The 12,899-nt window shown below is 70.3% G+C and carries 12 protein-coding genes; 3 read left to right on the forward strand and 9 right to left on the reverse strand.

What is annotated here, in order from left to right; translation table 11 throughout:
* Nucleotides 1–64: 64 nt before the first annotated feature.
* From pafA to arc, 6 genes are all read right to left on the reverse strand, one after another.
* Entirely contained in the window at nucleotides 65–1,426 is a 1,362-nt protein-coding gene (gene pafA / locus ACWC9T_RS16130; protein ID WP_396249410.1) for a Pup--protein ligase, read from the reverse strand.
* A 306-nt stretch (nucleotides 1,427–1,732) separates the two neighbouring features.
* Nucleotides 1,733–2,494, reverse strand: a complete 762-nt coding sequence (prcA, locus tag ACWC9T_RS16135; protein ID WP_449821681.1) for a proteasome subunit alpha — start codon at nucleotides 2,492–2,494, stop codon at nucleotides 1,733–1,735.
* Between the two features lie 31 nt (nucleotides 2,495–2,525).
* A complete protein-coding gene (gene prcB, locus ACWC9T_RS16140) occupies nucleotides 2,526–3,368 on the reverse strand; it encodes a proteasome subunit beta (RefSeq protein ID WP_449821682.1) in 843 nt (280 codons plus the stop codon).
* Nucleotides 3,369–3,529: 161 nt separating this feature from the next.
* Nucleotides 3,530–3,748, reverse strand: coding sequence for a ubiquitin-like protein Pup (locus ACWC9T_RS16145; protein WP_396537944.1), 219 nt, complete (start codon nucleotides 3,746–3,748; stop codon nucleotides 3,530–3,532).
* A gap of 183 nt (nucleotides 3,749–3,931) precedes the next feature.
* Nucleotides 3,932–5,443: a depupylase/deamidase Dop gene (gene dop, locus ACWC9T_RS16150; RefSeq protein ID WP_449821683.1), complete on the reverse strand. Its 1,512-nt coding sequence runs from the start codon at nucleotides 5,441–5,443 to the stop codon at nucleotides 3,932–3,934.
* Between the two features lie 228 nt (nucleotides 5,444–5,671).
* The gene (gene arc / locus ACWC9T_RS16155) at nucleotides 5,672–7,438 is read right to left on the reverse strand and encodes a proteasome ATPase (protein WP_449821684.1); all 1,767 of its coding nucleotides are present in this window, start codon (nucleotides 7,436–7,438) and stop codon (nucleotides 5,672–5,674) included.
* A 285-nt stretch (nucleotides 7,439–7,723) separates the two neighbouring features.
* Between arc and ACWC9T_RS16160 the strand changes: the two genes are divergently transcribed.
* Nucleotides 7,724–8,026, forward strand: a complete 303-nt coding sequence (locus ACWC9T_RS16160) for a ferredoxin (RefSeq protein WP_449821685.1) — start codon at nucleotides 7,724–7,726, stop codon at nucleotides 8,024–8,026.
* Between the two features lie 28 nt (nucleotides 8,027–8,054).
* On the opposite strand, the gene ACWC9T_RS16165 is transcribed toward ACWC9T_RS16160, so the two are convergent.
* The 3 genes from ACWC9T_RS16165 to ACWC9T_RS16175 all read right to left on the reverse strand — a co-directional run bounded on the left by ACWC9T_RS16165 (nucleotide 8,055) and on the right by ACWC9T_RS16175 (nucleotide 11,064).
* A complete protein-coding gene (locus ACWC9T_RS16165) occupies nucleotides 8,055–8,717 on the reverse strand; it encodes a hypothetical protein (protein WP_449821686.1) in 663 nt (220 codons plus the stop codon).
* 115 nt (nucleotides 8,718–8,832) lie between these two features.
* Nucleotides 8,833–9,792 (reverse strand): tRNA (adenine-N1)-methyltransferase, encoded by a 960-nt coding sequence (locus ACWC9T_RS16170; RefSeq protein WP_355669945.1) that lies wholly within the window; start codon nucleotides 9,790–9,792, stop codon nucleotides 8,833–8,835.
* 60 nt (nucleotides 9,793–9,852) lie between these two features.
* A complete protein-coding gene (locus ACWC9T_RS16175; RefSeq protein ID WP_449821687.1) occupies nucleotides 9,853–11,064 on the reverse strand; it encodes a site-2 protease family protein in 1,212 nt (403 codons plus the stop codon).
* Nucleotides 11,065–11,264: 200 nt separating this feature from the next.
* Here ACWC9T_RS16175 and ACWC9T_RS16180 point away from each other — a divergent pair, with 200 nt between their 5' ends.
* Nucleotides 11,265–12,173, forward strand: a complete 909-nt coding sequence (locus ACWC9T_RS16180; protein ID WP_449821688.1) for a RecB family exonuclease — start codon at nucleotides 11,265–11,267, stop codon at nucleotides 12,171–12,173.
* Nucleotides 12,173–12,844, forward strand: coding sequence for a response regulator transcription factor (locus ACWC9T_RS16185; protein WP_350523854.1), 672 nt, complete (start codon nucleotides 12,173–12,175; stop codon nucleotides 12,842–12,844). Before ACWC9T_RS16180 ends, ACWC9T_RS16185 begins: the two co-directional genes overlap by 1 nt.
* Nucleotides 12,845–12,899 lie beyond the last annotated feature (55 nt).

A 12,899-nucleotide genomic window follows, 5' to 3' on the forward strand; every position in this document is an offset into this window, starting at 1 on the left:
TAGACACCACCGGGGCCGGCCGACACCTTGATCACACAGCTTCGATCGAACTGGGGCAGGGGCACTACATCCCCGCGATCAGCTTCTCCACCCGCTCGTCCACCGAACGGAACGGGTCCTTGCACAGCACCGTGCGCTGCGCCTGGTCGTTCAGCTTCAGGTGCACCCAGTCCACCGTGAAGTCCCGGCGCTGTTCCTGCGCCCGGCGGATGAAGTCCCCGCGCAGCCGGGCCCGGGTGGTCTGCGGCGGGATGGACTTGGCCTCGAAGGTCTTGAGGTCGTTGGTCACCCGCTGCGCCTGGCCCTTGCCCTGGAGCAGGTAGAACAGGCCGCGGCGGCGGTGGATGTCGTGGTACGCCAGGTCGATCTGGGCCACCCGCGGGTTGGACATGCTCATCTGGTGCTTCTCGCGGTAGCGCTCGATGAGTTTGTACTTCATGATCCAGTCGATCTCGGTGGCCACCCCGTCCAGCCGCTCGGTGCGCACGGCCTCCAGGGTGCGGCCCCACAGGTCGAGCACCCGGGCGACGGTGCCGGTGTTGATGCCCTTGCGGTCGGCGAACTCCAGGGCCTTGGAGTAGTACTCCTCCTGGATGTCCAGCGCGCTGGCCTCGCGGCCGTTGGCCAGGCGCACCTGGTGGGTGCCGGTGAGGTCGTGACTGACCTCGCGGATCGCCCGGATCGGGTTCTCCAGGGTGAGGTCGCGCATCACCACGCCGGCCTCGATCAGCCGCAGCACCAGGTCGGTGGAGCCGACCTTGAGCAGCGTGGTGGTCTCGGACATGTTGGAGTCGCCGACGATCACGTGCAGCCGGCGGTAGCGCTCGGCGTCCGCGTGCGGCTCGTCCCGGGTGTTGATGATCGGACGGGAGCGGGTGGTCGCCGAGCTGACGCCCTCCCAGATGTGCTCGGCCCGCTGGCTGACGCAGTACACCGCGCCGCGCGGGGTCTGCAGCACCTTGCCCGCGCCGCAGATCAGCTGGCGGGTGACCAGGAACGGGATCAGCACGTCGGCCAGCCGGGAGAACTCGCCGTGCCGGGCCACCAGGTAGTTCTCGTGGCAGCCGTAGGAGTTGCCGGCCGAGTCGGTGTTGTTCTTGAAGAGGTAGACGTCCCCCGCGATGCCCTCCTCGTGCAGCCGTCGCTCGGCGTCCACCAGGAGTCCTTCAAGGATGCGCTCGCCCGCCTTGTCGTGCGTCACCAGTTCGACGACGTCGTCACACTCGGGGGTGGCGTACTCGGGGTGGGAGCCGACGTCGAGGTAGAGCCGGGCGCCGTTGCGCAGGAAGACGTTGCTGCTGCGGCCCCAGGAGACGACCCGGCGGAACAGGTACCGCGCCACCTCGTCCGGCGACAGCCGTCGCTGCCCGCGGAACGTGCAGGTCACGCCGTACTCGTTCTCCAGCCCGAAAATCCGGCGGTCCATGAGCACCTTCTTTCGAGGGAAACCACCGACCTCAGCCAGTGGTCGAATCGAATCCTGAAACTGGCATCGCGGAGCGACACAGCGTAGTAGCCTGATCACCTGCCGTCAGGCAGCGGGCAGGGCTTGTCCGGAGCCAGCCGTCAGGCCGGCTTGAAGCTCCACGGCTCTAGCCGTTGGGAAGGAGTCACGAGCACTCCATTCTGGTCCGGAGGTCTCTCAACCTCCGCGAGGTCTCGTAGGCCACCGCAGGGGCATCGGAGTCCCGTACGACGGCGGGCGGCCGCCGCCGTACGGGACTCCGCCGTACTACTCGTCCGACGGCGTGGTGTCCGCCGGGTTCTCCTCGTCGTCCGCCTCGGCGGACTGGTCCCCGTCGAGCAGCCGGACGAGCTGGTTGCCCAGGATCCGCTTGAACTTGCGCTGCTGGAACCGCTGGCGGTCGAGGACCGCGACCTCCAGCTGTTCCGGGGTGAGGGTGCGTGGGCTGCCACCATTGGGGTCGCGGGCGAGCGAGTCCACGGCCACCTTCACCGCTTCGGTGAGGCTCAGGCCGGTGCGGTGGCGCTGGCCCAGGTAGTTGCCGATCGAGTCGGCGTTGCCGCCGACCACCACGTAGTTCTTCTCGTCCACGACCGAGCCGTCCGGCGTGAGCCGGTAGATCTGGTCGTTGTCGCTGGTGCGGCCGACCTCGGCCACGATCAGCTCGACCTCGTACGGCTTCTCGCCGACCGAGGAGAAGATGGTGCCCAGGGTCTGGGCGTACACGTTGGCCAGCCCGCGGGCGGTGACGTCGGCCCGGTCGTAGGAGTAGCCGCGCAGGTCGGCGTAGCGGACGCCGCCGATGCGCAGGTTCTCGAACTCGTTGTAGCGGCCGACCGCCGCGAAGGCGATCTTGTCGTAGATCTCGGAGACCTTGTGGAGGGCCCTGGAGGTGTTCTCCGCGACGAAGACGATGCCGTCGGCGTAGGTGAGCACGACCACGCTGCGGCCGCGCGCGATGCCCTTGCGGGCGTACTCCGCGCGGTCCGCCATGGCCTGCTGGGGCGAGACGTAGAACGGTGTCGACACCGGCGGTCGTCCCTTTCCTGTGAGGTGGTGGCTAGATCAGCGGGGCCTGCGGACCGTTGGGGCGGGCCAGGCGCTCGCCGGTGACGGCGACGGCGATTTCGCTGACCTCCGCCTCGGTGAGCCGGCGGAAGCCGTCCTCGGTGATCAGCGAGACGATCGGGAAGATCTTCCGCGCCAGGTCCGGACCGCCGGTGGCGGAGTCGTCGTCCGCCGCGTCGTAGAGCGCCTGGACGACCAGGGTGGCGGCCTGGTCGGCCGTCAGGTCGTCGCGGTAGAGCTTCTTCATCGAGCCGCGGGCGAAGACCGAGCCCGAGCCGGTGGCGGCGAAGCCGCGCTCCTCGGAGCGCCCGCCGGTGACGTCGTAGTTGAAGATCCGGCCGCGGCCGAGGTCCAGGTCGTAGCCGGCGAACATCGGCACGACCGCGAGGCCCTGCATCGCCATGCCCAGGTTGCCCCGGATCATGCTGGTGAGCCGGTTGGCCTTGCCTTCCAGGGAGAGCGTGGTGCCCTCGATCTTCTCGTAGTGCTCCAGCTCCAGCTGGAACAGCCGGACCATCTCGACCGCGAGACCGGCGGTGCCGGCGATGCCGACCGCGCTGTACTCGTCGGCCGGGAACACCTTCTCTATGTCGCGCTGGGCGATGACGTTGCCCATGGTCGCCCGGCGGTCACCGGCGATCACCACGCCGCCGTCGAAGACCGCGGCCACGATCGTGGTCCCGTGCGGGGCCTCGACCACGGCGCCCTCGGGGAGCCCGTTGCGGCCGGGGATCAGCTCCGGCCGGTGCTCGGCGAGGAAGTCGAGGAACGATGACGACCCCGGGGTCAGGAAGGCAGCCGGTAGACGCCCGGTGCCACGAGTGTTGGCTTCCACACGATTCCTTCCAGGTAGCTTGAAGCGCGCGATGCCCGCACCCTACCCGCCGACGATCACTGTCCACGCGTGGAGGGGCCGATGCCGGGCGGCCGGGCGGCCGATACCGCCCGACCGCCACGGACGGTCGCGACCGTGAATTCCCGAATACCGGGGGCGGACTACTGCCCACCCTTCTGAACGAATCCCCGGACGAAATCCTCGGCATTCGACTCGAGAACCTCGTCGATTTCGTCCAGCACCGCGTCGACGTCGTCGCTCAGCTTTTCCTGGCGCTCCTTGAGGTCGTCGGAATTCTCGGTTTCCGCGACCTGCTCCTCGACCTCCTCGGAGGAACGGTTTGCCCGCTGCTGGCCGCCGCCGGTGTCCTTGCTCGCCATTTCCCTCACCCCGCTCGAATCGTCTGGCACGGTTTGGTCGGTCGGTCGTTGCCGGTTGGCACCGACCCTATACACAACGCGCGACTACCGCTCCCGGTTTGCCGGTGGCGCTTCCTGTCCAACACCCGCTGCCACCCCGGATGATTCCCATTCGGCGGACGTTCACCCGTGGTGATCAAAAAGTTACCCGCCGGACAGGACCCGGAGCAGGTCCTCCGCCGTGCGGCAGCGGTCCAGCAGCTCCTTGACGTGGTTGCGGGTGCCGCGCAGCGGCTCCAGCGTGGGCACCCGCTGCAGCGAGTCCCGGCCCGGCAGGTCGAAGATGACCGAGTCCCAGGAGGCCGCCGCGACGTGGTCCGCGTACTGTTCCAGGCAACGGCCGCGGAAATACGCCCTGGTGTCCTCCGGGGGCTTGGAGACGGCCCGCTCGACCTCCTCCTCGGAGACCAGCCGATCGAACCGGCCGCGGGCCACCAGGCGGTTGTAGAGGCCCTTCTCGGGCCGTACGTCGCTGTACTGGAGGTCGACCAGGTGCAGCCGCGGGTTGTCCCATTCCAGGGTGTCCCGGCTGCGGTAGCCCTCCAGGATCTCCCGCTTGGCGATCCAGTCCAGCTGCCTGGACAGCGACATCGGGTCGCGCTCCAGCCGCCCGAGGACGTCCTCCCAGCGCGTCAGCACGTCCACGGTCTGCTCGTCGGCGTCGGTGCCGAAGCGGTCCTCGACGTACTTGCGGGCCAGCTCGAAGTACTCCAGCTGGAGCTGGACGGCGGTGAGCTTGCGCCCGTTGCGCAGGGTGATCAGGTGTTTGAGGGTCGGGTCGTGGGAGACCCGGTGCAGGGTGCGCACCGGCTGGTCGACGGCGAGGTCGGAGGCGATGAAGGAGTCCTCGATCATCGACAGGACCAGCGAGGTGGTGCCCAGCTTGAGGTAGGTGGAGATCTCGGAGAGGTTGGCGTCCCCGATGATCACGTGCAGCCTGCGGTACTTCTCGGCGTCGGCGTGCGGTTCGTCCCGGGTGTTGATGATCGGCCGCTTGAGGGTGGTCTCCAGGCCGACCTCGACCTCGAAGTAGTCCGCCCGCTGACTGATCTGGAAGCCGTTCGCCGAGCCGTCCTGGCCGATGCCGACCCGGCCGGCGCCGGTGACCACCTGGCGGGAGACGAAGAACGGGGTGAGGTGACGGACGATGTCGGCGAACGGCGTCGCCCGCTTCATCAGGTAGTTCTCGTGGGTGCCGTAGGAGGCGCCCTTGTTGTCGGTGTTGTTCTTGTACAGGTGGATGTTCTGGCCGTTGGGCAGTTCCAGCGCGCGCTGCGCGGCGGCGGCCATGATCCGCTCGCCGGCCTTGTCCCACAGCACGCCGTCGCGTGGGTTGGTCACCTCGGGCGAGCTGTACTCGGGGTGCGCGTGGTCCACGTAGAAACGGGCCCCGTTGGTGAGGATCACGTTGGCGAGGCCGATGTCCTCGTCGGTCAGCTGGCTGGCGTCCGCCACCTCGCGCGCGAGGTCGAAGCCCCGCGCGTCGCGCAGCGGGTTCTCCTCCTCGAAGTCCCAGCGGGCCCGCCGTGCCCGGTGCATCGCCGCCGCGTACGCGTTGACGATCTGGGACGAGGTGAGCATGGCGTTGGCGTTGGGGTGCCCGGGCACGGAGATCCCGTACTCGGTCTCGATGCCCATCACGCGCCGTACGGTCATGCGGCCCTCCTTGCCCGGTGCACCGCCCCCGACGGACGGAACACGCTGACGTACCGCTGAACAACACCGACGCCGGCGATCTGCCCGCGGACGGTGGGTCGAGCCTAGAACCCGGCGCCGACCGGCGGGCCCCGAGACGCGCCGTCCGGCTGCGGGGCCGCGAGGCGCCACAGCCGGACGGTGTGCGTACAGCTCCGGGGACCGCTGTCGGCCCGGGTAACCGCGTGTTTACAGGTACTGCCCCGTGTTGGCGACAGTGTCGATGGAGCGGCCGGACTCGGCGCCCTGCTTGCCGGTGACCAGCGTGCGGATGAAGACGATCCGCTCGCCCTTCTTGCCGGAGATGCGGGCCCAGTCGTCCGGGTTGGTGGTGTTGGGCAGGTCCTCGTTCTCCTTAAACTCGTCCACGCAGGCGGCGAGCAGGTGGGAGACGCGCAGACCCCGCTGACCGTGGTCGAGGAAGTCCTTGATGGCCATCTTCTTCGCGCGGTCGACGATGTTCTGGATCATCGCGCCGGAGTTGAAGTCCTTGAAGTAGAGGACCTCCTTGTCACCGTTCGCGTAGGTGACCTCCAGGAAGCGGTTGTCCTCGGTCTCGGAGTACATCCGCTCCACGACCGACTGGATCATCGCCGCCACCGTGGCCTCGACGGAGCCGTCGTGCTCCTTGAGGTCGTCCGGGTGGAACGGCAGCGAGTCCTTGAGGTACTTGGAGAAGATGTCCTTCGCGGCCTCGGCGTCCGGGCGCTCGATCTTGATCTTGACGTCCAGGCGGCCGGGCCGCAGGATCGCCGGGTCGATCATGTCCTCGCGGTTCGAGGCGCCGATGACGATGACGTTCTCGAGCCCCTCCACGCCGTCGATCTCGGCGAGCAGCTGCGGGACGATGGTGTTCTCCACGTCCGAGCTGACACCCGAACCGCGGGTGCGGAACAGCGACTCCATCTCGTCGAAGAAGACGATGACGGGCGTGCCCTCGCCCGCCTTCTCCCGGGCCCGCTGGAAGACCAGGCGGATCTGCCGCTCGGTCTCGCCCACGTACTTGTTGAGCAGCTCGGGGCCCTTGATGTTGAGGAAGTAGCTCTTCCCCTGGGGGCGGCCGGTCACCTCGGCGACCTTCTTGGCCAGCGAGTTGGCGACCGCCTTGGCGATCAGCGTCTTGCCGCAGCCGGGCGGGCCGTAGAGCAGCACGCCCTTGGGCGGGCGCAGCTCGTACTCCTTGAAGAGGTCGGCGTGCAGGTAGGGCAGCTCGACCGCGTCACGGATCAGCTCGATCTGGTTGCTCAGGCCGCCGATCTGGCAGTAGTCGATGTCCGGGACCTCCTCGAGGACCAGCTCCTCGACCTCGGCCTTCGGCACGACCTCGTACACGTAGCCGGATCGCGGCTCCAGCAGCAGGGCGTCCCCCGCCCGAACGGTGGCCCCGCGCAGCGGTTCCGCGAGGCGCACCACGCGCTCCTCGTCGGTGTGGCCGAGGACCAGGGCCCGCTCGCCGTCCTCCAGGATCTCCTTGAGGGTGACGATCTCGCCGATGCGCTCGAAGGCCATCGCGTCCACGATGTTGAGGGCCTCGTTGAGCATCACTTCCTGGCCGCGCCGCAGCTCGTCCAGGGCGACGTTGGGGCTGACGTTGACGCGGAGCTTGCGCCCGCCGGTGAAGATGTCGGCGGTGTCGTCCTCGTTCGCCTCGAGGAAGGTGCCGAAGCCGGCCGGGGGCTGTGCCAGCCGGTCCACTTCCTCTTTGAGGGCCACGATCTGGTCGCGGGCCTCGCGCAGGGTGGAGGCGAGCCGTTCGTTCTGGGCGGTCACGCCGGCCAGGTTGGTCTGGAGCTCGACGATCCGCTCTTCGAGGATTCTCGAATTGCGCGGCGAGTCGGCGAGCTTGCGGCGCAGGACGGCGATTTCCTGCTCAAGGTACGAGACCTGAGCGGCCTCGTCGGAACCACGAGCGGGCCTGCCGGTGCTGCGGTTGTAGTCGTCATCGTGGGCTGCCACGGTCCTCACCTCCTCCGGGGAGCTGGACGCTTCCAGACCCTACCTGGGACCAGGGGTCCGTAAACCCCTAGATCAAGAAAGATGGAACGGGCGTGTCCGATCTTCGCCCCAGCGTGCTTCCCCTCTGCTAAGGGGATACCCAGCGCGCACCTCTCAAAGCGGGCCAGATGTATCGTCGAGCGAAGTGATATCCGATCGCGACCGCAGTGCGGGGTCCGATCGTTGTACGAATGGCGGGATTGCTCCAGGAATAGGGGCGACCCGGGACAGAAACGGCAGGGGACCATGTCGGTGACCGAGCAGACGGCGGCGACCGAGGAGCTGGAGGTGTGGATCGACCAGGATCTGTGCACCGGCGACGGCATCTGCGCCCAGTACGCGCCCGAGGTCTTCGAGCTGGACATCGACGGACTGGCGTACGTGAAGGGCCCGGACGAGGAGTTGCGCCAGCAGCCCGGGGAGACCGCCCCGGTGCCGCTGACGCTCCTTCAGGACGTGGTGGACTCGGCGAAGGAGTGCCCCGGCGACTGCATCCACGTGCGCCGGGTCGCCGACCGGGTCGAGGTGTACGGCCCGGACGCGGAGTGAGGTCGTAGGGCCCTGTACAGGCCGGGCGTCAGATCTGGCTGACCGGGGCGGCGGTCTGGGAGCGTTCCCAGCCGCCGCCCTTGCGCGTCCAGGTGAGGGCGAGTGAGATGTCTGGCCGGAAGCGCGGCACGTCATCGCTCGAATACCCCTGCGCGTGGCCGGTGATGGCGCCGTCGGAGCGCACCGCGAGCCGGCTCAGGGTGAGGTTCTCGCGCTCGGTCAGCAGGGTGGCGACCACCACCGGGCGCTCGCCGGCACCGAAGCCGAGCAGGTAGACGGAGTCCGGCGGGGTGCCGGTCTCGGTGGCGCAGTGCGCGGCGACGACCGTGCCCGGCCGGCCGTCACCGAGCTCCGCAGGCACGCTGAGCACCGTCTTGACCGGGAACGGGCCGCAGTCCAGCGGCAGTTGGGCCTTGGCCGGGTCGGGGACGGCACTCGCGGCGAGGGCCTTGGGCGTACCGCCGCGGGCGGGCACCGGGGCGCCGGTCGCCGGGGAGGCGGCGAGGGCTGCGGCCACCACCGCGCCGCAGCTTGCCAGGGCGAGGGCCCAGTGCCAGGGGGCGGTGCGCGCGCGACCGGGCCGGGTGCGGCCCCGCGGTGTCTGCTGTCCAGCCGTCGCCGTCGTCCCGACCGCGGTCTCCACCAGGCGTCCCCTCCAGAGCTCCAGGAGCTGGTCTGCGTGAGCGAGCATCGTCCCACACGGTGCCCACGGACTGTCGGCCGGGGAGTCGAAGGGCGCGCCGGCCGGACAAGGAAGGGGCGGCGCGAGCCGGACGCTCGCACCGCCCCTTCTCTCAGGTACGGACTCAGCCCAGGTCGGGCTGCTCGGACTCGGCGTCACGGGCGGCCTTGCGGGCCGCGGCGCGCTCCTGCAGGCTCGGCTCGGGCGCCCCGTTGTCGTAGTCCTCGCCGTACGCGCCCTTGGCCGGGCGGCGGCGGCGCAGCGGCGGCTCGACGCCGTCCGCGAGGCGGCGGGCGGTGAGCAGGAATCCGGTGTGGCCGATCATCCGGTGGTCCGGGCGGACGGCCAGGCCCTCCAGGTGCCAGGTGCGGACCATGGTCTCCCAGGCCTGCGGCTCGGTGAAGGTGCCGTGCTCGCGCAGCGCCTCGACGGTCCGCGACATCTGCGTGGTGGTGGCCACGTAGCAGCAGATGAGGCCGCCGGGGACGAGCGCCTTGGAGGCGACGTCCAGGCACTCCCAGGGGGCCAGCATGTCCAGGATGATGCGGTCGACGTCGGTCTCGACCAGGTTGTCCTGGAGGTCGCCGACGGTCAGCTTCCACGCCGGGTGCGGGCCGCCGAAGTAGCGCTCGACATTGCCCTGGGCGATGTCCGCGAAGTCCTGGCGGCGCTCGTAGGAGGCCAGCATGCCCTGCTCGCCGACGGCGCGCAGCAGGTACATGCTGAGCGCGCCGGAGCCGACGCCGGCCTCGACGACGCGGGCGCCGGCGAAGATGTCGGCCATCGCCAGGATCTGCCCCGCGTCCTTGGGGTAGATCACGGCGGCGCCGCGCGGCATGGACAGGACGTAGTCGGGGAGCAGGGGGCGCAGCGCGAGGTACGGGACGTTCCCCGTGGTGCGCACGACCGTGCCCTCGGAGGCGCCGATCAGCTCGTCGTGGGGGAACGCACCCTTGTGGGTGTGGAACTGGTTCCCGGCCTGGAGCGTGAACGTGTAGTGGCGACCCTTGGGGTCGGTCAGCTGGACCTGGTCCCCGACCTGGAAGGGCCCGCGTCGGCGGGCGGCACCGGTCGGTTCGGACATGCGCCCAATCCTAAGGGAAGCGGACCGTCCCGCCTCACCGGGCCCCGAGCAGGGTACGAGTCAGCGGCCGGTGACGGCCGCGGTCAGGCGCTGCTCGATGTCCGTGAGCGCGGCAACGCCGTACACCCGGCCGTCCGCCTCGACCACCAGGTACTCCCCCGCCGGGGTGGCCTGGACGGCCCGAAGCAGCGCCTCGCCGCGCAGGTCGGCGTCCAGCCGCAGTCCGGGTTCGAGGTCACGGGCGAGCGGGCCGACGGCCACCCACGGGCGGCGGTGCTCGGGTACGGCCCGTACCGCGGACTCGCGGACGATGGCGATCGGCTCGCCCCGGCCGTCCACCACGACCACCGCGCCGGCCTGGGCCTCCCGGGCGCGGCGCATCGCCTCACCGAGCGGGGTGTCGGCGCTGACCTCGACGGCCCGGCGGGCGAAGTCGCGCAGCCGCAGCTCGGGCAGCACCTCCTTGAGCCGGGCGTTGCGCAGGCTGCCGGTGGCGCCGTTCCAGATGATCGCGGCCAGCACGGCGGCCAGCACCGCGTCCACCAGGGTGTCGGTGGTGGTGCGCTCGGCCCCGCCGGAGGCGCTGACCAGCGGCAGGCCGACCAGCACGACGATCGCCAGCACCCGGCCGACCCAGGCGGCGGCCACCGTGCCGGTCATCGGCCTGCCGCTGACCGCCCAGACCACGGCGCGTAGCATCCGGCCGCCGTCCAGCGGCAGCCCGGGCAGCAGGTTGAAGGCCGCGACCACCAGATTGGAGACCATCAGGCCGGTGAGCAGCACCCCGGGCACGGTGGACAGCTCGACGGCGCGCAGCACGAGGTAGAAGACCCCGCCGAGGACCAGCGAGAGAAGCGGGCCGACGAACGCCAGCCAGAACTCCCGCCAGGGCGTCTCGGCCTCGTTCTCGATCTCGGAGACGCCACCGAAGAACTGCAGCTGGATCCGCCGCACCCCGAGCCGGTAGCGCAGCGCGACCAGGGTGTGGGCCAGCTCGTGCACCAGCACGGAGGCGTAGAACGCGACCGCGAAGAAGAAGGCGAGCAGGTAGCGGACGCCGCTGCCGAGCTCGGGCAGGACGTCGCCGAGCTGGCCGCCGAACACCCAGGTGATCAGAGCGGCGATGACGAACCAGGAGGGGGTGACGTAGACGGGCACGCCGAAGGGGCGCCCCATCAGGAGACCGCCGCCGCGCTCCGGCGGCTGCCCGCCCGGGCGTCCGCCGTCCTGCGGTGGCTGGTCGGAAGTCTGCTGCCCCCTGCTGTCGCTCACCGTGTTCCCTTCGGTAATCCCACCGTCGTGCCCCCGGTGCGCCCACGCTACGTGATCTCGGCCCTCCGGCGCCGCGCGCCCCTCTGTCAGCCTTCATACCCACTGGACCGGCACCGGAGCGACCCCGGCGGACACCGTGTCGGCGGGTGTGGCAGCACGGTGGCAGCGGGATGACAGCAAAGGGCAATAGGGTCGTGGGCATGCAGCAGACCGACACCAGCAGTGCCGCCGAAGCCCCGGCGCGCCCGGCGGCGCCCCCGACCGGGCTGTCCCCGTCCCGCGCGGGGGACTTCCTCACCTGTCCCCTGCTGTACCGGCTGCGGGTGATCGACCGGCTGCCGGAGCCGCCGAGCGCGGCGGCGACCCGGGGCACGCTGGTGCACGCGGTGCTTGAGCGGCTGTTCGACAGCCCGGCGGCCGAGCGGACGCCGGAGCGGGCGCTGGGCCTGCTGCGCCCGCAGTGGGAGCGGCTGCTGGGCGAGCGCCCGGAGCTGGGCTCGCTGTTCCCGGAGGACCCGGACGGCGCGGCGCTCACCCGCTGGCTGGCGGACGCCGAGAAGCTGGTCGGCCAGTGGTTCCGGCTGGAGGACCCGACCCGGCTGCACCCGGTGGAGCGCGAGCTCTACGTGGAGACGGCCCTGGAGTCGGGGCTGCTGCTGCGCGGCTACATCGACCGGGTGGACGTCGCCCCGACCGGTGAGGTCCGGCTGGTGGACTACAAGACCGGCCGGGCGCCCTCGCGGGACTTCGAGGGCAAGGCGATGTTCCAGATGAAGTTCTACGCACTGGTGGTGTGGCGCTGGAAGGGTGTGATCCCCAAGCGTCTCCAGCTGGTCTACCTCGGCGGGGGCGGGGACGTGGTCAGCTACGACCCGGACCAGGCCGACCTGCTCGCGGTGGAGCGCAAGCTGCAGGCGCTGTGGGAGCGGATCAGCCACGCGGTGGCCACCGGGGACTTCCCGGCCACCCGCAACCGCCTCTGCGACTGGTGCGACCACCAGGCCAGCTGCCCGGAGTTCGGCGGCACCCCGCCGCCGTACCCGCTGCCGCTGGCACGTACGTCGGATGAGAACGATCCCACGGGGGATCCGATGAGCAAGGAGTCCTAGTGACGATCCGAGTGCTGCTGGTCGACGACCAGCCGCTGCTGCGCACCGGTTTCCGGATGATCCTGGAGGCCGAGTCCGACCTGGTGGTGGTCGGGGAGGCCGGCGACGGTCAGCAGGCGCTGGACCAGGTGCGGGCGCTGCAGCCCGACGTGGTGCTGATGGACATCCGGATGCCGCGGATGGACGGCGTCGAGGCGACCCGCCGGATCGCCGGTCCGGGTCGGGACGGCCCGGCCAAGGTGCTGGTGCTGACCACCTTCGACCTGGACGAGTACGTGGTGGAGGCGCTGCGCGCGGGCGCCAGCGGCTTCCTGCTGAAGGACGTCCCGGCGGAGGAGCTGGTGCAGGCGATCCGGGTGGTCGCGGACGGCGCCGCGATGCTGGCGCCGAGCATCACCCGCCGGCTGCTGGACATGTACGCCACCAAGCTGCCGTCGGGCGACGAGGCGCCGCCGCAGGCGCTGAGCGCGCTGACCGAGCGGGAGTTGGAGGTGTTGAAGCTGGTGGCGCGCGGGCTGTCGAACGCGGAGATCGCGGCGGAGCTGTTCGTCAGCGAGACGACGGTGAAGACCCACGTCGGCCATGTGCTGACCAAGCTTCAGCTGCGCGACCGGGTGCAGGCGGCGGTGTACGCCTACGAGAGCGGGCTCGTGCGGCCGGGCACGCTGTAGTCCGAAGCGGAAACGCGACGGCGGCCCGTTCGTTTCCCCCGTCGAGGCGGGGGAA

The organism is Kitasatospora sp. NPDC001159 (assembly GCF_053598235.1).

Excerpts from the sequence above, each read along its gene's own strand:
- ACWC9T_RS16180 (WP_449821688.1), top strand. The coding sequence starts at position 11,265 with ATGCAGCAGACCGACACCAGCAGTGCCGCCGAAGCCCCGGCGCGCCCG.
- dop (WP_449821683.1), bottom strand. The coding sequence starts at position 5,443 with ATGACCGTACGGCGCGTGATGGGCATCGAGACCGAGTACGGGATCTCC.
- ACWC9T_RS16170 (WP_355669945.1), bottom strand. The coding sequence starts at position 9,792 with ATGTCCGAACCGACCGGTGCCGCCCGCCGACGCGGGCCCTTCCAGGTC.
- pafA (WP_396249410.1), bottom strand. The coding sequence starts at position 1,426 with ATGGACCGCCGGATTTTCGGGCTGGAGAACGAGTACGGCGTGACCTGC.
- ACWC9T_RS16160 (WP_449821685.1), top strand. The coding sequence starts at position 7,724 with ATGTCGGTGACCGAGCAGACGGCGGCGACCGAGGAGCTGGAGGTGTGG.
- ACWC9T_RS16145 (WP_396537944.1), bottom strand. The coding sequence starts at position 3,748 with ATGGCGAGCAAGGACACCGGCGGCGGCCAGCAGCGGGCAAACCGTTCC.
- ACWC9T_RS16165 (WP_449821686.1), bottom strand. The coding sequence starts at position 8,717 with ATGCTCGCTCACGCAGACCAGCTCCTGGAGCTCTGGAGGGGACGCCTG.